This window comes from Cobetia sp. 3AK, from assembly GCF_029846335.1.
GTDB classification, from domain to species: Bacteria; Pseudomonadota; Gammaproteobacteria; order Pseudomonadales; family Halomonadaceae; genus Cobetia; species Cobetia marina.
On the sequence record NZ_JARWKR010000002.1, the window covers coordinates 320,803 to 338,809 of the forward strand.

18 protein-coding genes are annotated in these 18,007 nt (G+C 64.0%); 13 read left to right on the plus strand and 5 right to left on the minus strand.

Annotated elements, in window-relative coordinates; genetic code table 11:
* Positions 1 to 54 precede the first annotated feature (54 nt).
* Both QD228_RS03840 and QD228_RS03845 read right to left on the minus strand, forming a co-directional pair.
* Entirely contained in the window at positions 55 to 1,359 is a 1,305-nt protein-coding gene (locus tag QD228_RS03840; RefSeq protein WP_279874490.1) for a sugar dehydrogenase, read from the minus strand.
* 125 nt (positions 1,360 to 1,484) lie between these two features.
* Complete coding sequence (locus QD228_RS03845) at positions 1,485 to 2,519, minus strand: lysophospholipid acyltransferase family protein (protein ID WP_240499668.1); 1,035 nt, start codon at positions 2,517 to 2,519, stop codon at positions 1,485 to 1,487.
* Between the two features lie 427 nt (positions 2,520 to 2,946).
* Here QD228_RS03845 and QD228_RS03850 point away from each other — a divergent pair, with 427 nt between their 5' ends.
* Together QD228_RS03850 and QD228_RS03855 are read left to right on the plus strand one after the other, a co-directional pair.
* Positions 2,947 to 3,693, plus strand: coding sequence for a methyltransferase domain-containing protein (locus tag QD228_RS03850; protein WP_279874492.1), 747 nt, complete (start codon positions 2,947 to 2,949; stop codon positions 3,691 to 3,693).
* Positions 3,694 to 3,979: 286 nt separating this feature from the next.
* Positions 3,980 to 5,410, plus strand: a complete 1,431-nt coding sequence (locus QD228_RS03855) for an MFS transporter (RefSeq protein WP_077375105.1) — start codon at positions 3,980 to 3,982, stop codon at positions 5,408 to 5,410.
* 69 nt (positions 5,411 to 5,479) lie between these two features.
* Here the strand turns inward: QD228_RS03855 and QD228_RS03860 are convergent, their stop codons facing one another.
* Both QD228_RS03860 and QD228_RS03865 read right to left on the minus strand, forming a co-directional pair.
* The gene (locus QD228_RS03860) at positions 5,480 to 6,139 is read right to left on the minus strand and encodes a 2OG-Fe(II) oxygenase (RefSeq protein WP_077375102.1); all 660 of its coding nucleotides are present in this window, start codon (positions 6,137 to 6,139) and stop codon (positions 5,480 to 5,482) included.
* 132 nt (positions 6,140 to 6,271) lie between these two features.
* Positions 6,272 to 6,901, minus strand: a complete 630-nt coding sequence (locus QD228_RS03865; RefSeq protein ID WP_279874494.1) for a CoA pyrophosphatase — start codon at positions 6,899 to 6,901, stop codon at positions 6,272 to 6,274.
* Positions 6,902 to 7,041: 140 nt separating this feature from the next.
* On the opposite strand from QD228_RS03865, the gene QD228_RS03870 reads away from it, so the two are divergent.
* A complete protein-coding gene (locus QD228_RS03870; RefSeq protein WP_279874496.1) occupies positions 7,042 to 7,626 on the plus strand; it encodes an NUDIX hydrolase in 585 nt (194 codons plus the stop codon).
* Between the two features lie 72 nt (positions 7,627 to 7,698).
* On the opposite strand, the gene QD228_RS03875 is transcribed toward QD228_RS03870, so the two are convergent.
* Complete coding sequence (locus tag QD228_RS03875; protein WP_077375094.1) at positions 7,699 to 8,010, minus strand: NGG1p interacting factor NIF3; 312 nt, start codon at positions 8,008 to 8,010, stop codon at positions 7,699 to 7,701.
* 160 nt (positions 8,011 to 8,170) lie between these two features.
* Here QD228_RS03875 and ftsB point away from each other — a divergent pair, with 160 nt between their 5' ends.
* The 10 genes from ftsB to QD228_RS03925 all read left to right on the plus strand — a co-directional run bounded on the left by ftsB (position 8,171) and on the right by QD228_RS03925 (position 17,837).
* Positions 8,171 to 8,545, plus strand: coding sequence for a cell division protein FtsB (gene ftsB / locus QD228_RS03880; protein WP_077375092.1), 375 nt, complete (start codon positions 8,171 to 8,173; stop codon positions 8,543 to 8,545).
* The gene (gene ispD / locus QD228_RS03885; RefSeq protein WP_279874498.1) at positions 8,542 to 9,324 is read left to right on the plus strand and encodes a 2-C-methyl-D-erythritol 4-phosphate cytidylyltransferase; all 783 of its coding nucleotides are present in this window, start codon (positions 8,542 to 8,544) and stop codon (positions 9,322 to 9,324) included. Before ftsB ends, ispD begins: the two co-directional genes overlap by 4 nt.
* Positions 9,325 to 9,397: 73 nt before the next feature.
* Positions 9,398 to 9,904, plus strand: a complete 507-nt coding sequence (ispF, locus tag QD228_RS03890; RefSeq protein ID WP_169477230.1) for a 2-C-methyl-D-erythritol 2,4-cyclodiphosphate synthase — start codon at positions 9,398 to 9,400, stop codon at positions 9,902 to 9,904.
* Positions 9,897 to 11,072: a tRNA pseudouridine(13) synthase TruD gene (locus tag QD228_RS03895; protein ID WP_347882125.1), complete on the plus strand. Its 1,176-nt coding sequence runs from the start codon at positions 9,897 to 9,899 to the stop codon at positions 11,070 to 11,072. Before ispF ends, QD228_RS03895 begins: the two co-directional genes overlap by 8 nt.
* A gap of 58 nt (positions 11,073 to 11,130) precedes the next feature.
* Positions 11,131 to 11,877 (plus strand): 5'/3'-nucleotidase SurE, encoded by a 747-nt coding sequence (surE, locus tag QD228_RS03900; protein WP_136938778.1) that lies wholly within the window; start codon positions 11,131 to 11,133, stop codon positions 11,875 to 11,877.
* A 194-nt stretch (positions 11,878 to 12,071) separates the two neighbouring features.
* Positions 12,072 to 12,806, plus strand: coding sequence for a protein-L-isoaspartate(D-aspartate) O-methyltransferase (locus tag QD228_RS03905; protein WP_084209621.1), 735 nt, complete (start codon positions 12,072 to 12,074; stop codon positions 12,804 to 12,806).
* Complete coding sequence (locus QD228_RS03910) at positions 12,803 to 13,756, plus strand: DUF368 domain-containing protein (RefSeq protein WP_240499669.1); 954 nt, start codon at positions 12,803 to 12,805, stop codon at positions 13,754 to 13,756. Before QD228_RS03905 ends, QD228_RS03910 begins: the two co-directional genes overlap by 4 nt.
* Positions 13,749 to 14,996, plus strand: a complete 1,248-nt coding sequence (locus QD228_RS03915; RefSeq protein WP_279874500.1) for a peptidoglycan DD-metalloendopeptidase family protein — start codon at positions 13,749 to 13,751, stop codon at positions 14,994 to 14,996. Before QD228_RS03910 ends, QD228_RS03915 begins: the two co-directional genes overlap by 8 nt.
* Positions 14,997 to 15,057: 61 nt before the next feature.
* Positions 15,058 to 16,032 carry an RNA polymerase sigma factor RpoS gene (gene rpoS, locus QD228_RS03920; RefSeq protein WP_077375080.1) on the plus strand — a complete coding sequence of 325 codons (975 nt, stop codon included), beginning with the start codon at positions 15,058 to 15,060 and terminating at the stop codon, positions 16,030 to 16,032.
* 434 nt (positions 16,033 to 16,466) lie between these two features.
* Positions 16,467 to 17,837: a TolC family outer membrane protein gene (locus QD228_RS03925; protein ID WP_077375077.1), complete on the plus strand. Its 1,371-nt coding sequence runs from the start codon at positions 16,467 to 16,469 to the stop codon at positions 17,835 to 17,837.
* Positions 17,838 to 18,007 lie beyond the last annotated feature (170 nt).

Sequence of the window (18,007 nt, forward strand, 5' to 3'; positions counted from 1 at the left end):
TTGAGCGAAGAATCAACGCGTGAGCCGCCGTGTCGGGTCAGAGGCGGCTGGAGGTCACTGAGAGAAGGTGATCCGATAGAGTCCTGAGGCTCCGGTATCGCTGGTCAGGTAGAGGCTGCCATCCTTGCCGAATGCTACATCCAGTGGGCGTATCCAGCGCTCGCCGCTGGCGGCATCCTGCAGGCCGGTCAGTACCGGCACTAGGTGTGCTTCAGTGTCTGGCGTCGCCAGCTTGAGGCCCAGCAGGCGAGGCTCACGACGACTGGCGGGGTCTCCCCACGCCTTGCCGGACGGTGCCGTGCCCCAGCTGCCGTGGACTGCCACCACGACATCCATGTCAGCAGCCAATGGATGCCCAGGCGGTACCACCGCGATCCCCATCGGCGCACTGCGAGCGGGGATCTCGGCCAGTGGCGGTGCAATCTCGTCACGCTCGCGCGGTGAATCGCTCGTGATGCAATCATCTGCCTGCCAGCGGCCATCGATCCACTGATACCAGGGCATGCCATGGAAGCTGCCTTCGCGGGCAGCGACCACCAGCTCGCGAGGATGCTTGTAGCCCCAGTGGTCCGGTCCGTTGTTGGTGGCCAGCAAGCGCGTCTCTCCTGTCGCCTGTGCCTGCCAGGTCAGGCCGACGGGGTTGCGCAGACCACTCGCCCACGCACGCCACTCGGGAGGCTCGCCACTTTCCTCAAGGCGCATCACTCCCCCACGGCGCTGTTGCTGTGGATAGCGAGGCGAGGTGCCCGCCAGATATTGATCGGAGCAGTTGCCCTGGATCCCCAGCGCCAGATACAGGCCATTATCGGGGCCCAGGCTCAGCGTACGCGAGTTGTGGCCACCGCCGCCGGGAATCGCGATCACGCGCTGGAAGTCGCTCGGGGCAAGGGAGATCCCGGGATGGTAGTCCGCGACCAGCAGGGCGTCCGTGGTCGCGACATACAGGCGCGCATCGCGGACGACGACAGAGTGGGGATAGCCTTTCAGCTCGACCAGCACTTCCATGCGCTTGAGGCTGCCATCATCGGCCAGCTGGCCTCGATAGAGCTTGCCGGCCCGCGAGCCGATCAACACCTCATCGTGAGCGGTGAGGTGCAGCATGCGAGGTGCCTGAAGCGATGCCAGCCGAGTCATGCCGGCCCCTGGTGGCAGCCTCAGGGAGGGGGCGTCCTCGGGAACCGAGCTTGCCGCCTGCAATGCCAGAGTCGGGGCATGAGCAGAGGTCTCGCCATCGAGGGTGTCGTTGCTGCTTGCCTCGCTCCAGGCAGGAGACGACGCGCAGAGACAGCTGATGAGCGCCGTCCCCATCAGCTGTCTGATGCTTGCGCATCCACGGATGTCCTGTTGGCGCTTGCTCATGTGCTCCACTGCCTCCCTGGCCTGTCGCCGCTACCTCGGCAAGTCGACTGGCATCGCTCGCCGCCGTGCAGGAAAGTCTGGAAGCTTGTGCCGGTTTGCGCCAGTGCTGCCCTGTCCCTGGAGAGTCAGGAGCGCTTCGCGTTGCGGCGGCGGTACTTGAGGTGGCGGCGCCAGCCCTTGAGGGAAAGCCAGGAGTCGTCCCGAGGATAGAAGCGCTTCTCACGCCAGCCCGGCTGCTCGTCCAGTTCTTCCGGGCTCTTGCGCCAGCGCTTGTATTCCCATTGATACTGCGCGGGCGCCAAGGCGATCGCGGCTTCCACTGAGGCATTCACTCCCCGCGCCGAGATGACCTCGTCTTCGGTGTAGACCGCCTCATCCGCGGCGAGGAAGTGGATGGCGAAGCCATGGCCATCTTCCAGGCGTTGAGCGACACCGGTCACCACGCGGGCGTCGGTTCTCGCCACCAGCTTGGGGAGCAGAGTGGCGGTGTAGGCGGGGCGGCCGTAGAAGTCGGCGAAGACACCGCTGCCGCGTCCCGGTTCCTGATCCGGCAGGATGCCGATCGCCTCGGCGCGCTTGAGCGCCTTCAGCAACGCTGCCACGCCGCGGGAGTTGGTAGGCACCAGTCTCGCCCCCATGCGCTCACGCCCGTTGCGAATGATCGGGTCGAGCCGCTCGAACTTGGGCGGCTCGTACATGGCAGTGAAGGGGAAATGGCTCGAGAGCCAGAAATTGAGCACTTCCCAGTTGCCGAAGTGCGGCGCCAGCACGATCACGCCACGTCCCTCGGCACGGGCTTCGTCGAGCAGATTGCGACCGTGCACCTCGAGAATCGAATCGCGCACCGCGTCTTCATCACCCAGCCATACCTTGCCCAGCTCCAGCATGGTGGCGGTGGAGTGCGCGAGGCTCTCGGTCACGAGGCGTGCGCGTGCCTCACGCGGCTGATGAGGGAAGGCCTGGCCAAGATTTCTGCGCGTGACGCGCCGTTCCCGCGGATTGAGCAGTTGCACGAGACGCGCGACCGGGCGCGCCATCCACCACAGCTGGCGGGTGGTCAGGCCCGAGAGTCGCTGCCATAGCCAGGCGACGGCATTGGCCTTGAGGGGTAAAAGGCGTTGTTCCATGGCCTTTTCAAAACGCTTGAGAGTCTTTTCCATCGTCACACATGAAGTTCCGGTGGTCTGGCGTGAGATACCGCACTGGTCAGAGGGCGAGTCCTGCGCTGCCCGTCGCGCCCCATTGTGCCAGAGGGGCGAACGTCATGCAGGTTCGAGGCATCGGGGGGCACGCAGTGACCTTCGTCGTGTGTGGCACGGGGCGTGCGGCCCGTTTGCTCTGCCAGTATCATGCTGGCATCGGCACATCCGGGATCACGTCGCTGGCGTGGTCCCGAGGCGCTCTGTCAGACAGTCAGACCACGGCACTGCCCGAGCGGTTCTCGTGTGCCGTGCTTTCCAGTAGTGCTTTTCGGTGATGCTTTCCAGTAGTGCTTTTCGGTGATGCTTTCCCTGATGCGCTTTCCCTGATGTGCTCGTCCTGTCATGTCTTGTGCCTGTCGTGTCCCTTGCCCTGTGCGGAGCCCTGATGTCATCTTCCCCCATTGCCCCCGAGTTCCCGGCACAGGCATTGCCTGAATCCGACCATCAATGCCCGCTATGCGCGACGCATGGCAGTCAACCGGTGCTGCATCTGGTGCAACGACGCAAGCCATGTCCGCGGACCGGTCAGCGTCCGCCTGCCGACGAGCGTGATTACCTGCGGTGTGGCGAATGTCATCTGCTGTATCTCGCGCCCTCTCAACGACTGGATGCCAGCGCAGAGCAGGACATCTACGACCAGCACGAGAACGACCCGGCAGACCCGCGCTATCGCACCTTCCTGTCCAGGCTGTTCACGCCGATGTGCGAGCGGCTGGCGGCCGGTGCCAGCGGGCTCGATTTCGGTTGTGGGCCGGGGCCAGCCCTGGCACGGATGTTCGAGGAAGTCGGCCACCCGATGGCATTGCATGATCTGTATTACCACCCGAACCCGGCAGCGCTCGCCCGTCAGCATGATTTCATCGTCAGTACCGAGGTGATCGAGCATCTCTACGCGCCCGGCGATGTCTTCCGTCAGTGGCTTGGGTGTCTCAAACCCGGTGGCCTGCTGGGGATCATGACGCAACCCGCCGCGGATGATCTGGATGCGCTCAAGCGTTGGCACTATCTGCGTGACCCGACCCATGTCTGCCTGTTCAGCCCGACGACCTTCGCCTGGCTGGCGCGGACCCATGGCCTGGCCTTCGAGCAGGTTGCGAGCGATAGCGTCATCTTCCGTGTTCCGATGTCCTGAAGGGCTCGCGTGGCAGGTGTGGAGGGAGGATGCCCGCTACCGAGGCATGATCCAGCCGCCCCACGCGTGTGCGCCTGACCGGGCTGGCCGCGAGATTCGGGGCGAGACAATGAACGATGTCGCGAAATGACGTGAAGCTGACGCAAAAACACTTGGATTTGGCGCAGACTGTCACTATATTGCCCGCGCCTTGCGAGATTCCTGCAGGGCGCTTCCCTCTCCCGTAGCTCTCCGCACCTTGCGGCATTGGCCGAACGCAGTCCTGCGCCTGGCCGAGGAACTGGTCATGCCCCGTCATCTGTTGTTGATGTCTCTCGCGCCCTTGCTGGGCCTTGCCTTGCTGGGGATCGGCAATGCCATGCTGACTTCGCTGGTCCCCCTGCGGCTGTCTGCCGCCGGTGTCTCGAGCGAGGCGATCGGCCTGATCAGCTCCGCCTACTATCTGGGGCTTGGACTGGGAGCGCTGGTCAACGATCGCCTGCTGCTGCGCATCGGACACATCCGCGCCTACGCCGGCTTCGCCTCGCTGGTGGCAGTCGCCGCCCTGGCCATGGGACTGGGAGATCATCCCGTGGTGTGGTTCCTGCTGCGCATGATGATCGGCTGGTCGCTGGTCGGCGTCTATCTGGTCATCGAGAGCTGGCTGCTGAGTGCCGCCGACCCTGCCGTACGTGGACGCCTGCTGGCGCTCTACATGATCGTGCTTTATGGCGCGGGCGTGCTGGGGCAGCTGCTGCTGGGAGTAACCGCCATGCTGAGTCTCGAGGCGGCCTTCATGCTGGTGGCGATGCTGGCGGCGGCGTCCGTATTGCCGCTGGTGCTGCTGCCGCGCGTATCACCGCTGATCGAGCAATCCGAGCCGTTGAGTCCCTGGCGTCTGATTCGCATCACGCCGACCGGCGTGTTCGGCTGCCTGGCCTCGGGGCTGGTGGTGGCAGTGCTCTACAGCCTGCTGCCCTTGGCATTGGGGGAGGGCGGCGTGCTGGACACCGCGGAGATCGGGCAGCGCATGGCGCTGGTGATTCTCGGCGGCATGCTGCTGCAGTACCCCATCGGGCGCTGGTCTGACAGTCATGATCGTCAGCAGGTATTGATCATCCTGTCGGTGGCCATCATCGGGTTCGCCGCCTTGCTGATGGGGCCGGCACGCGAAGGCATCGCGCAGTTGACGGTGTTGTTCCTGCTCGGCGGCGCGGCCTTCACGCTCTATCCGGTCGCGGTCAGCCATGCGGCAGACCGTGCCCCCGCCGGGGCGCTGGTGCGCATGAGTCAGGGATTGTTGCTGATCAATGCCGTGGGCTCGACCCTGTCACCGCCGGCCGTATCACTGCCGATGGCCGAGATGGGTGCCATGCCCGGCATGGCGCTGAGTCTGGCGGTGATGGGCGGTGGCATGCTGGCCTTCTTCGTCTGGCGACGCGTGATGCGTCCGGCGCCGCAGCCGCTGGCCCCCTTCGAGACCCATGCGCCACAGACACCCCTGGGAACGGAGCTTGCCGTCGGGCCGGAACTGGTCGAGGCCGCCGAGGAGCACCTGCGGGATGCCGAGGTCAATGACCCGCTGGTCGAGGTGACTCGCGAGCTGGCCGTCGACATGCCGGAGCTGATCACCGAGGCGTCCCTGGATAGTCTCGAGGAGATCGAGACTCATGAGGGCGAAAGCCAGCGCCAGGCGCCCCGCCATGGCGAGGCATCCGACGGGCGCAACGCAGATTGAGGCCTTGTGTGAGCGGCATGCCTCACGTGCGTCGCAAGGGGGGAGGTGAGGGTAGAGGAGTAGGTCGCACTAGCGGGAGGGGTCGACCAGGTTGCCCTGCGAGGCGTTGCGGCGGAACCAGCCGGTCACGCTGGCGCGCGCCTGTTTCGTCGGCAGCACCTCGTGGGGGATCCGTTCGGAAAGAAAGCACACGAAGGTCCCGGCCTCGGGGGTGACACGCCGGATTTCACGGCTGTCATCTTCGGGGTCGTAGAGCACGATCTCGCCACCGGCGTCCGCCGGCCAGTCGGCATTGAGATAGAGCACGCTGGAAATCAGGCGATTGCCACGCCCGCGGAAGCTGTCCAAGTGCTTGCGATAGAAGCTGCCGACCGGATAGTGGGCAAAATGCGCCTCGTACTCGAACAGCCCCAGATAGAGGGCACGGTTGAGTTCATCCTTGAGGACATTCATCGCCTCCAGGTAGGCACGCTGGGCACGAGAATCGCGATCCAGCCAGCGAATCGCATCCCCGCGGATGTCCGGGCGAAGGTCATGCTCTCGCCCGCGTCCGATTCCCGCAGCCGTCAGTCGCTGATGGCTCTCCAGCGCCCGCAACTCGTCATTGAGATGGCGGATCAGGTGTGCCGGCAGAAAGTCCGGGCGCACGCTGTAGCCATGCTCGACCAGTTCATCGATCAGCAGGTTGAGCGCGGTGGGGTCCAGCAGTGGGGCGGGTGCAGCGGGCATCGGGCGCTCCGGAAAAAGGGCAGAAGGCATCAAGGCGCAGTGTTATAGAGCAGCACGCGCAGGGGCGCAATGCCTTGAGTGAAGGCCTGGCAATCCTCAGCCCGCGAGACATGCGTCAATCACGCCAGAGGCTCATGCCCGTGGTGCATGGGGGCGAGGTGGCAGGTGGCGCAACGGAGCCCCGGGCGGTGGCGGGGAGGACAGGCTGATGGTGTGTCCGAACCCGATGGCCATCATCTCCACCAGCATCATCGCGGAAAGCCCCCACAGCAGCTGCCCGGCCACCTGATAGCCGGGCACGTACCAGGTGTCATCGCCCACGCGGATGACGTCGGTGTGGGCGCGTTCATCGCGCAGCAGCATGCTCAGTGGCATCTCGAAGATATGCGCTATCTCGCCGGGGTCGGCGTGCAGCGGCAGGTCGGGAGCGATGCGTCCCACGAAAGGCGTCACGGTCATGCCGTGCAGCGAGATCACATCGCTCAGTTGCCCGTATATCTCCACTTCGCCGGAGGGCAGGGCCACTTCCTCCTCGGCTTCACGCAGCGCCGTGGCCAGCAGACTGATATCCTCCGGCTCCGCCTTGCCACCGGGGAAGGCGACCTGACCGGCATGCTGACTCAGGTGACTGGCGCGTTGCGTGAGCAGCAGCGTCGGTTCCGGGCGGTCGATCAACGCGATGAGTACCGCAGCGCGTGGCTGGTCGTTGCTCACGATACGGGGGTGATGGGATTGCAGGCGCTGGCGCAGAGCTTCTAGCATGTCGGGTCCTCGTTGACCTTCATCTTGTGGCGTGGGATGTGAGGCGGTCAAGATGTGAGGTGACAGCCGGCCGAGTCAGCGGCACCATTTCCAGAAGCCGAGCCCGGGCATCGGCGTTCAAGAGTTTCACGGGAGAGCGAATGAACTACTGCAGCCATTGTGGTGAGACGGTGCGTCTGGCGGTGCCACAAGGAGATGATCGACTGCGCTACCTGTGTGATAGCTGCGGCACCATCCATTATCAGAACCCACGCATCATCGCCGGTACCCTGCCGATACGCGATGGCAAGGTGCTGCTGTGTCGCCGCGCCATCGAGCCGCGCCTGGGGTACTGGACACTGCCGGCCGGTTTCATGGAGAACGCGGAGACCACCAGTGAGGCCGCTGCCCGCGAGACGCGTGAGGAAGCGGGGGCCGAGGTCAATCTCCAGGGCCTCTACACCCTGATTGATCTGCCGCACATCAATCAGGTCTACATGCTGTTTCGCGCCGAATTGACCAGTGATTTCTCCGCGGGTATCGAGAGTCTCGAGGTGGCGCTGTTCGCCGAAGAGGAGATTCCCTGGCAGTCACTGGCCTTCCCGACCATGGAAGTGACGCTGAGGCGCTATTTCGAGGACCGTCGTGCCCGCCAGGGAGAAGGTGAATTCCCGTTGCATCTGGAACAGATCGATCTCGAGACGCGCGAGCGCTTCTTCAATACGACACATCTGCCCAAGCACTGAGCGGGCCGTGGTCAGGCTTCACCCCGGGACCTGCCGTCGCTTGACGGCGTGACCGGGGTGGGCATCGCACCTTCAGAAGCTTTCCAGTCGCCAGCAGTCAATCGGCACTTCCTCGTAGGGGTGCGCCTCGCGCAGTGCGGCCACTGCCGTGCGAATCAGCGCGTCCTCACACACCATCTCGACCTTGACCTCCTCGACACGTTCCAGCGTGCCGCGTTCGCCGATATGCGGATTGGCACCGGCCAGCGGACGAAACTGCCCCGTGCCGCGCGTCTCGAAGCAGCAGGCCTCGTAGTCGCCCATGCGTCCGGCACCCGTGGCGAAAAGCGCTTCCTTGACACCTTCCAGTGCTTCGTGTGGAACGAAGAATGCCAGTTTGTACATGGTGGGCCTCCTTGAGGGACGTGACGGGCGATGAGTGCCAGGGCGCCAATCGCCCCGGGGAAAGACGTGCGCTGGCGAGGACGCAGTCAAGCGTGGCAGAGCCTGCGCGGCGTCCCCTGATGATGGCATAATGCCCGCTGCAACGGCCAAGGACACTGCCATGCTCAAATGGATCAATATCTCACTGCTGCTACTGCTGGCTCTGCTCCAGTACCGGCTGTGGTGGGGCGAAAATGGCGTTACCGAATTGTTCGACATCCGTGCCCGCGTGCAGCAGCTCTCCAGGGAAGCGGCGCAGCTGGACAACCGCAATCAACGCCTGGGCGCTGAAGTGGTCGACCTCAAGAATGGTCTGGCGGCCATCGAGGAGCGTGCGCGCAACGATCTCGGCATGGTGCGCAAGGATGAGCAGTTCCTGTGGGTGCCCAACGTCGAGGTACCCAAGCGCCAGGTCTCGTCCGCGGATGAAGTGGCGGAAGGGGCGCTGGAAGGCAAGGGGCTGGAAGAGGGCCTGCCCAAGGTGCTCAACCCATGACTCGCATGAATGATGCCCCGGCGCCGCGTCTCTGGTATCTGGTGCCCGCCGCAGGCGTGGGCAGCCGCATGCAGGCTGATCGTCCCAAGCAGTATCTGGAACTGACGCCCGGCGGCAGTGTCCTGGAGGCGACCCTCACCACCCTCAGGCGCGCATTGCCCGAGGCCGGATTGTGTCTGGTGCTGGGCGCGGAGGATGCCTATTTCACGCCGACGATGGTGCCATGGCAGGAGTGGCTGCGCGCCGATGGTGGCAGCGAGCGTGCCGACAGTGTGCTGGCGGGACTCGAGTGTCTGAGCCGAGTGGCGAGTGATGATGACCTCGTGCTGGTACACGATGTGGCGCGTCCCTGTGTCCGCGAGAGCGACATCCAGGCGCTGGTCAAAGCGGCACGCGAGAGTGACGACGGCGCCATTCTGGCCGCTCCCGCCAGTGACACCATGAAGCGGGCCGCTGTACTGAGCCATGGCGTGGAACGTGCCGATGGCTCAGCGCAGCGCATCGCGCATACCGAATCCCGGACAGGGCTGTGGCATGCCTTCACGCCCCAGGCATTTCCGCTGGGCCTGTTGCGCACTGCGCTGCGTGCCGCCCTCGCGGAGCAGCCCGAGCGCATCACCGATGAGGCCTCGGCACTCGAGGCCTGTGGACGATCCCCCGTGCTGGTGCCCGCGGCGCGCGACAATCTCAAGATCACCCATCCGGAAGACCTCGCCATGGCGCGCCTGTTGCTGGCGGCCCGCGAGGATCACGCCGACAGACCCCGGACACCTGCCTGACATGATGGATCATCCCGTGACCCCCGACACTTCGAGTTCCACGACCTCCCCCGCGACCTCCGGGCATGTCCCGATGTCACTGCGCATCGGGCATGGCTTCGATGTCCACCGTTTCGGCGACGGCGATCATCTGATGATCGGCGGCGTGAAGATCCCCTACGAACACGGCTTCGTGGCGCATTCCGATGGCGATGTATTGCTGCATGCGTTGTGCGATGCGCTGCTCGGGGCCTGCGGGATGGGCGACATCGGCAAGCATTTCCCGGATACCGACAGCGAGTGGTCCGGGGCGGACAGTCGCGGCCTGCTGCGCCACGTCGTCGGGCTGATCAATGCCGCTGGTTTCGGGGTCGGCAATGTCGATCTCACCGTGATGGCGCAGGCCCCCAAGATGGCGCCGCACATCCAGGCGATGCGTGAGGTGATCGCCGAGGACCTGCGTGTGCCGGTGGCGGTCGTCAACGTCAAGGCCACCACTACCGAGCGTCTCGGTTTCACCGGTCGCAAGGAAGGCATCGCCGCCGAGGCCGTGGCGGTGCTTGGCAGGCTGCCCGCCGCGGGTGGAGCCGAGCATGTCTGAAGTGAATGCCATGTCTGAGCCGCCCGAGTCCGATGCGCTGTCTGTCGCGGCGCGAACGGCACTGGAAGCCGCCGGCAGCGAGCCATGGGTCAAGGAAGCCGAGCTGATGCAGCGCTGGCCGCATGCCCATGGCGGCCCGCTGGGCGCAGGTGACTTCCGACACACGCCGGAAGACTTTCGCGTCACGGAATTGATGGACTTCGTGCCCGAAGGTCATGGGGAGCACCAGTGGCTCTGGATCGAGAAGCGCGGTCTGACCACTGACGAGCTGTGCCGCGAACTGGCAGGTCTTTGTGACGTGGCACCGCGTGACATCGGCGTGGCGGGACTCAAGGACAAGCAGGCGATTACCCTGCAGTGGGTCTCGGTATGGTTGCCGGGGCGTGAAGCCCCTGAGCATCTGAGTGAGGCCTTGGCCGAGAAGGGGGCCCGCGTGCTGGCCAGCGTGCGGCACCCGCGCAAGCTCAAGCGGGGCGTGCATCGCGGCAATCGCTTTGCGCTGCGGGTGAGCGGCGAGGCCGTGGCCCATCCGGATTTCGAGACTCGCTGGCAGACATTGATACGCGATGGGGTGCCCAACTATTTCGGTCCGCAGCGTTTCGGGCACCAGGGGCATAACCTGGGGCGTGCACGCGCCGTACTGATACGTGGCTGGCGCAAGCGTGATGATCGCAGCGGCATGCTGCTGTCCACCGCGCGCAGCTTCCTGTTCAACGAAGTGCTGGCCGCGCGCCTCAAGGCAGGCTGCTGGGCGACGGCGTTGAGCGGTGAGGTGTTCGCGCTCGACGGGACGGGATCGCGCTTCGTCACCGATGGCAGCGAAGCTGTCGAGACGCTGACCCGGCGCCTTGCCGATGGGGATATCCACCCCACGGGCCCGCTGTGGGGCACCGGCCGTGGCGAGTCCCATGCGCAGGTCGCGGCGCTTGAGCAGGTGCTGGCGTCCAGCTGGCCCCAGCTCTGTGACGGCCTCGAGAAGGCTGGCGTGAAGGCCGGGCGTCGGCCACTGCGCCTGATGCCTGCCAACGCCCGCCTGGAGTGGGCCATCACGCCGACCCAGGCCGATGCCGAGGCGACTGCGGCCAGTGCGTGGCTGCATTTCGATCTTCCGCGCGGCAGCTTCGCCACCGGCCTGTTGCGTGAGCTGATTGCTCACCCGCTGCTGTAGCGGCCTGCTCAGCGTGCGCCACGACATGACACCGCGATGAACATGAACAGGTGAGACGATGCGCAAGATTCTGCTTTCCAATGATGATGGGGTACATGCCCCCGGGCTCAAGGCCCTGCATGATGCGCTGTGTGATCACGCGCGAATTCGCGTGGTGGCACCGGACCGTGATCGTTCGGGTGCCAGCAACTCCCTGACCCTGAGTCGCCCGCTGATGCTGTCCGCGATGGACAACGGTTTCTACAGTGTCGACGGCACCCCTGCCGATTGCGTCTATCTGGGGGTCAACGGTGTCTGGGACGAGAAACCGGATATCGTGATCTCCGGCATCAACCACGGTGCCAACCTGGGAGACGATGTGCTGTATTCCGGCACTGTGGCAGCGGCGATGGAAGGCCGCTCGCTGGGCATGTCGGCGATCGCGATGTCGCTGTGTGGCAAGACCCATTTCGAGACGGCAGGGCGTGTGGCGGCGAGTCTGGTCGGCGCGGCCGAGACGCTGGCCTTGCCGCCGCGTTCGCTGCTCAACGTCAATGTGCCGGATGTTCCCTGGCACGAGATCCGCGGATTTCGCGTCACGCGTCAGGGGCATCGTGGTCCGGCGGGCGCACCGATCGCCGTGCAGGACCCTCGCGGGCGCACCCGGTACTGGATCGCGCTGGCCGGGGACGGAGTCGACGATGGTGAGGACACCGATTTCGCGGCCATCGCGGCCGGCTATGTGTCCATCACGCCGTTGATGACCGACCTGACCTCCCATGCGGCGCGTCAGGATGTGGAGCAGTGGCTGGAAGCACTGAGTTGACCTCGCGCGCCACCGCCTGGCGGTCAGGGGTGTCGGGGACCGATCAGCAAGCCGGCGCAGGCGCGTCGGTCGACAGGATGTAATTCGATGTCATGAAGGACGTGTATCAGAACGGTTTTCCCGCCGCGCAGTCTGAGAGTGGGCAAGCCATGGCGGATTCGTCGGCCACTCGAACCTCATCGCCACCGGTGCCCATGCGCCTGGAGCGCCCGAATGCCGCGCAGTTGAGCGGTATCGGCATGACCTCTCAACGAACGCGTGATCGCATGGTCACGCGACTGGAAGAGGCTGGCATCCAGGACGAGCGGGTACTGGATCTGATGGCGGCGGAACCGCGCCATCTGTTTCTCGATGAGGCGCTGGCGCATCGCGCCTATGAGGATACCGCCCTGCCGCTGGGGCAGGGGCAGACATTGTCGCAGCCCTACATGCATGCCCGCATGACGGAGCTGGCTCTGGCCTCGGCACCGCGCCCGCGCGAGCAGTGTCGGGTGCTGGAGGTCGGCACCGGTTCGGGCTACCAGACCCTGCTGCTGGCGCGGCTGTTCGGTCAGGTGGCCTCGCTGGAGCGCATCGCCTTGTTGCATCTGCGTGCCCGGCAGCGGCTTGAGTGGTTCGGGCTGGACAATGTCCAGCTGCGTCACGCCGATGGCGGGCACGGCTGGCAGACCACGGCGCGTGAGACGGCCGCACAGGAGTCGGTGACCCTGCCGGGGTTTGATCTGGTGGTGGTGACGGCATGTGCCTCGCACTTGCCGCAGGCATTGCTCCAGCAGCTGGCACCGGAGGGAGTGATGATCGTGCCATTGGCGGAAGACGGCAGTGATCGTCAATGGCTGACACGAGTGCGCCACGTCGGCGACACTCAGGATATTCAGCGGCTCGAGGCTGTGCGCTTCGTGCCGTTGCTCGAGGGAGTGATCAGGTGAAACGAGCATTGAGCGTGTTCTTCAAGGGGGCGGGCATGGGCGCTGCCGATGCCGTGCCCGGCGTCTCGGGAGGCACGATAGCCTTCGTGACGGGCATCTATGAAGAATTGATCGAAACCATCAAGCGCTTCGGACCTTCCGCCATCGGTGTCTGGCGTCAACAGGGCGTCAAGGCGTTGTGGCAGCACTTGAATCTGGCGTTCTTGCTACCGCTTGCCGCCGGCATTCTCGCCAGCCTGATCAGCGTGGCGCACCTCGTCACCTGGCTGATGGAGGCGCAGCCGCTGCTGCTCAATGCCTTCTTCTTCGGTCTGGTGGTGTGTTCCGGTGTGGTCGTGGCGCGGCGCATTACCGGCTTCAGGGTAGGGTATCTGGTGTGGCTGGTGCTGGGGCTGGTACTGGCCAGTCAGCTGCCCAGCCTTCTGCCAGCGGGCACTGATGCGCCCTGGGTCATCGTCGCCGGGGGGGCCATCGCCATCAGTGCCATGTTGCTGCCAGGCGTTTCCGGCAGCTTCCTGCTGTTGACCATGGGCCTCTACGGCACCGTGATGACAGGCATCAAGAGCTTCGATCTGACGCTGATCCTGTTGTTCGGAAGTGGCTGCGCCATCGGACTGTTCACCTTCTCGCGTGTACTGTCATGGTTGTTTCGTCACCATCACACCGCGACACTGATGCTGCTGGTCGGCTTCATCCTCGGCTCGCTGCCGGTGCTGTGGCCCTGGCGCACGATCACCGATTATCGACTGGGGCCCAAGGGGGAGCAGGTACCGCTAGATTATCAATTCATGATGCCGGAGACCTATACCAGCGTGACAGGTGAGCCTGCCCAGTTGTGGGCGGCGCTTGCCCTGATGCTGGCAGGTATCCTGCTGGTCTGGTTCGCGGGTGAGCGCTCAGGACCGGATGATTCTTCCAGTGATTCCCGCAAGGAGCAGGAACATGCCTGACATGATGGACAAGGGATTCAAGCTGGCGCTGGCGGGTCTGGCGCTGGGCGCTCTGACGGCGTGCAGTACCGCCACGACGCGTCCGCAGATCCAGGATCTCAGTGGTGGCACGACACGCATCACTGCAGATAGCTATACGGTCCAGCGCGGTGACACGCTCTATGGCATCGCCTGGCAGAGTGGCCAGGACTTCCGTGACGTGGCGCGCATGAATGGCCTGCGCCCGCCCTACACCTTGCAGCCCGGGCAGACTCTGCGCCTCGACCCTCAGGCACCGTTGCCCGCGAATGCCGGCAACTCCCGTACGGCCGGCACGGCATCGGGGTCGGCATCAGGCACGGGCGTGGTGGCGACCGGGCTTGGCGGCAGCGATGACGCCATCGCCAGCGGCGGCGAGGTGCCGGACTGGCTGGCTCCGGATGAGTCGGCCATTGCTCAGCAGAAGCAGCGTGCTTCCCAGGCGCAGTCCCTGACCACCGGTAGCGGCGGCGTCGCGGCGGCTGCCACGGGCGCGGCCGCTGCTGCGGGCGTCGGCCCGGGGCCCGTGTATCAGGAAGGCAGTGAAGAGGCGCTGGCGGAGTCTGCGCGTGCACAGGCCGCGGACGAAGCCTCCCGAGCCGGCGAGGCACTGGAGAGTGCCGGCAGCAATGCCCAGGCCAGGGCGAGTGAGGCCGAGGCTGCTACTCGCAAGGCGGCGCAGGAGACCGCGGATCGCGAGAAGGCCGAGCAGCTGGCAGCGGCCAAGGCCGAGCGTGACAAGGCGGCGGCAAACGTGAAAAGTGCCTCCGACAAGGTTGAAAAGGGCACCAACGTTGCGGGCGCCACACCCGAGGCGGCACCGGCCAAGAAAACCTATGTGCCGGTAAAAAACGTTGACTGGCAGTGGCCTACGCAAGGCGAGATCATCGGCAAATTCGGTGAGTCCGAGAGTGTGACGGGCGGCATTGATATCGCTGGTCAAAAGGGGCAACCTGTCAAGGCAGCAGGGCCGGGGATTGTGGTCTACGCGGGGAGTGGAGTGCGCGGTTACGGCAACCTCATCATCCTCAAGCACAATGACCGTTATCTGAGTGCCTACGCCCACAACGACAGCCTCCGCGTCTCGGAGAATGATGTTGTCGAGGCCGGACAGGTAATCGCCACTCTGGGAGCCACTGACGCCGAACGTGCGCAGCTGCATTTCGAGATCCGCGAGGATGGGCAGCCGAAGGATCCCTTGAAGTTCCTGCCCAAGCGCTGACGTCCACCGCTGCCACAACAAGAAGTTCCTGGCACCAGACCAGAGACAACGGGGTATCGACATGAGCATGCTGGAAAAGGATATCGATCAGGCCGAGGTGGAGCTGTCCCTCGATGATGTCGAGGAAGACGATACGCTTGAGGCTGAAGCGGAAGAGGCGGCATTCGAACGCGCCCTGAACCGTGAAGAGCGCAAGCACTACCAGAGCCTGGATGCAACGCAGATCTACCTCAACGAGATCGGCTTCTCGCCATTGCTCAAACCCGAAGAGGAAGTCTATTTCGGGCGACTGGCGCAGGCGGGAGACCCTGCCGGTCGGCAGCGCATGATCGAATCCAACCTGCGTCTGGTGGTCAAGATCGCACGGCGCTATCTGAATCGCGGATTGTCACTGCTCGACCTGATCGAGGAGGGCAATCTGGGCCTGATACGCGCGGTGGAGAAATTCGACCCCGAGCGCGGTTTCCGCTTCTCGACCTATGCCACCTGGTGGATCCGTCAGACCATCGAGCGCGCGTTGATGAATCAGACGCGCACCATCCGGTTGCCGATTCATGTCGTGAAGGAGCTCAACATCTATCTGCGCGCTGCTCGCCAGTTGACGCAGAAGCTTGACCACGAGGCGACGGCCGAGGAAATCGCCGATTTCCTCGACAAGCCGGTGGAGACGGTCAAGAAGATGCTGGGGCTCAATGAGCGAGTGTCCTCGGTGGACTATCCGATGGGCGGCGAGAGTGACAAGCCGTTGATCGAGACGATCGCCGATGAAAATGACACCAGCCCCGAGTCCAGTCTGGTCGATGTCGACGTCAAGGCACATGTCGATGAGTGGCTGGCGGAGCTGACCGACAAGCAGATGGAAGTGGTGGTACGCCGCTTCGGGCTGCGGGGTCACGAAGCCGCCACGCTGGAGGAGGTCGGCGAGGAGATCGGTCTGACGCGTGAGCGAGTGCGTCAGATTCAGGTCGAGGCGCTCAAGAAACTGCGTCGCATGCTCGAGAAACAGGGCCTGTCGCTGGAATCCATCTTCGAATGATTCGCTGACATGTCATCGTCAGGGCTGGCAGCTGTCATCGTCTGGCCCGATATCCGTGACATCCTGCTGGATAGTGGACGCAACACGACATGAAAACGGCCCCCCGCTTGCGGGCGGGCCGTTTTCATATTTTCTGAGCATTGGTTTGGCAGGCTATGGGGTTGGCAGAAAGATGACGGTGCATATGATTCGACACCGGGGCCGTGTTGCATTGTTGCTGGGATGGAAACGCTGTAAGGCAAATGAAGTTAGCCAACTAACTGGACGCCTTGCAAGGCGACGATTAGACTGAGTCCTTTTTCCACGACCCGCCCCCGAAGGGGCTGATGCCGTCATCAGCCGGCCCGTGAAACGACCTTATCTCCCCTTGCCTTGGTGCCTTTGGCGCATCATGCAGGTCACGACTGACTGTTACCGATCAGGAATACGCATACATGGCCAACATACGCATACTGCCTCTGGTGCTGGCGATGGGTTTCGCGACCCAGGCCCAGGCTGCCGATCTGCTCGACATTACCCGTGATGCGCTGACCCACAATGCCAGCCTGTCGTCCTCTCGCTCTCTGTATCAGAGCGTCGAGGACAACGAGCGGATCGAGCTTTCGGATCTGCTGCCACAGATCTCGGCCACCGGCACCGTGTCACGCACCGATGTCACGGGCAATTCCCAGAGCGGTGTGGAAGGGGATTACACCGACAGCAACATCGTGCTCAACGTGAATCAGCAGCTGTTCGACGCTGCCGACTGGTATGAGCTGGCGACCAGCAAGGACAGTACCGAGCAGCAGAAACTGCTGCTGGATTCCGATCAGCAGCAGCTGTTGTACGATGTGGCTTCCGCATACTTCACCATCCTCAACAACCGGGATGTGCTGGATGCGCGCATCGCGCAGGAGAAGGCCTTTTCCCGTCAGCTGGATCAGGCCAATCAGCAGTTCGAGGTCGGGCTGATCGCGATCACCGATGTCCAGGAGGCCAGAGCGTCCTTTGATGACGCACGCGCCCAGCGGATTGCCGCGGAAGCCGACCTGCAGGTCAGCTTCGAGGCACTTCAGCAATTGACCGGCCAGCAATACGATTCCATCGATGGGCTGGAAGAGGATCTCGCCATCGAAGCGCCGGTGCCCGCCAGTCGTGGCAAGTGGGTCGAGATGGCGTTGGTCAACAATCCCTTGATCGGTGCCGCGCAGAAGGGTGTCGATGTCGCCAAGGGTGACGTCAAGACCTCGCGTGCCGGTCATCTGCCGGAAGTCGGTGCCTTCGCGACCTACTCCTATGATGAAACCGACGTCGCATCCTCCGGGGGATATCAGGAATACAACCAGATCGGTATCCAGGCGTCATTGCCGATCTATACCGGTGGTCGCACTTCCGCGCAGGTACGCCAGAGCACGCACCTGCTGGAACAGAGCCAGTACGACCTGCTGGACCAGCAGCGTTCCACCACCCAGAGCGTGCGTTCGCTCTACAGTCAGGTCCGCAGCGACGTCCTGACGGTCAAGGCGCGCAAGCAGGCCATCGTCTCCAGCCGCAGCGCGCTGGAAGCCACGCGCTCGGGGTATGAAGTCGGTACCCGTAACATCGTCGATGTGCTGGATGCCGAGCAGGCGCTTTATCAGGCCCTGGCGGACTATGCCTCCTCGCGTTACACCTACGTGCTGGATCTGCTCAACCTGCGCCAGGCGGCGGGCATCATCGACGTCAACACCGTGCGCGATCTGAACGAGAGCCTCAAGCGCGATCGTCAGGTATCACTGGTTCTGCAGGACGAAGACGACACCGAGCTGGATGGCCCGGCCCAGTGATCTGATACTGGCCTGACCGGCTTCTCCTGACACCCCCATCGGCCATTGCCGGTGGGGGTGTTCGCGTATCGGGGGGCAGAAATCTCGCCGTTAAGCGTGAATGACAACAGCTGTGATGCTTGTCTGGAGGAATATGCCATTTATTTGATGAAAACCAGAGATAACGTCAA

Bases quoted from the DNA above. Each gene is read 5' to 3' on its own strand.
- QD228_RS03840 (WP_279874490.1), bottom strand. From the start codon at position 1,359: ATGAGCAAGCGCCAACAGGACATCCGTGGATGCGCAAGCATCAGACAG.
- QD228_RS03845 (WP_240499668.1), bottom strand. From the start codon at position 2,519: ATGGAAAAGACTCTCAAGCGTTTTGAAAAGGCCATGGAACAACGCCTT.
- QD228_RS03850 (WP_279874492.1), top strand. From the start codon at position 2,947: ATGTCATCTTCCCCCATTGCCCCCGAGTTCCCGGCACAGGCATTGCCT.
- QD228_RS03855 (WP_077375105.1), top strand. From the start codon at position 3,980: ATGCCCCGTCATCTGTTGTTGATGTCTCTCGCGCCCTTGCTGGGCCTT.
- QD228_RS03860 (WP_077375102.1), bottom strand. From the start codon at position 6,139: ATGCCCGCTGCACCCGCCCCACTGCTGGACCCCACCGCGCTCAACCTG.
- QD228_RS03865 (WP_279874494.1), bottom strand. From the start codon at position 6,901: ATGCTAGAAGCTCTGCGCCAGCGCCTGCAATCCCATCACCCCCGTATC.
- QD228_RS03870 (WP_279874496.1), top strand. From the start codon at position 7,042: ATGAACTACTGCAGCCATTGTGGTGAGACGGTGCGTCTGGCGGTGCCA.
- QD228_RS03875 (WP_077375094.1), bottom strand. From the start codon at position 8,010: ATGTACAAACTGGCATTCTTCGTTCCACACGAAGCACTGGAAGGTGTC.
- ftsB (WP_077375092.1), top strand. From the start codon at position 8,171: ATGCTCAAATGGATCAATATCTCACTGCTGCTACTGCTGGCTCTGCTC.
- ispD (WP_279874498.1), top strand. From the start codon at position 8,542: ATGACTCGCATGAATGATGCCCCGGCGCCGCGTCTCTGGTATCTGGTG.
- ispF (WP_169477230.1), top strand. From the start codon at position 9,398: ATGTCACTGCGCATCGGGCATGGCTTCGATGTCCACCGTTTCGGCGAC.
- QD228_RS03895 (WP_347882125.1), top strand. From the start codon at position 9,897: ATGTCTGAAGTGAATGCCATGTCTGAGCCGCCCGAGTCCGATGCGCTG.
- surE (WP_136938778.1), top strand. From the start codon at position 11,131: ATGCGCAAGATTCTGCTTTCCAATGATGATGGGGTACATGCCCCCGGG.
- QD228_RS03905 (WP_084209621.1), top strand. From the start codon at position 12,072: ATGCGCCTGGAGCGCCCGAATGCCGCGCAGTTGAGCGGTATCGGCATG.
- QD228_RS03915 (WP_279874500.1), top strand. From the start codon at position 13,749: ATGCCTGACATGATGGACAAGGGATTCAAGCTGGCGCTGGCGGGTCTG.
- rpoS (WP_077375080.1), top strand. From the start codon at position 15,058: ATGAGCATGCTGGAAAAGGATATCGATCAGGCCGAGGTGGAGCTGTCC.
- QD228_RS03925 (WP_077375077.1), top strand. From the start codon at position 16,467: ATGGCCAACATACGCATACTGCCTCTGGTGCTGGCGATGGGTTTCGCG.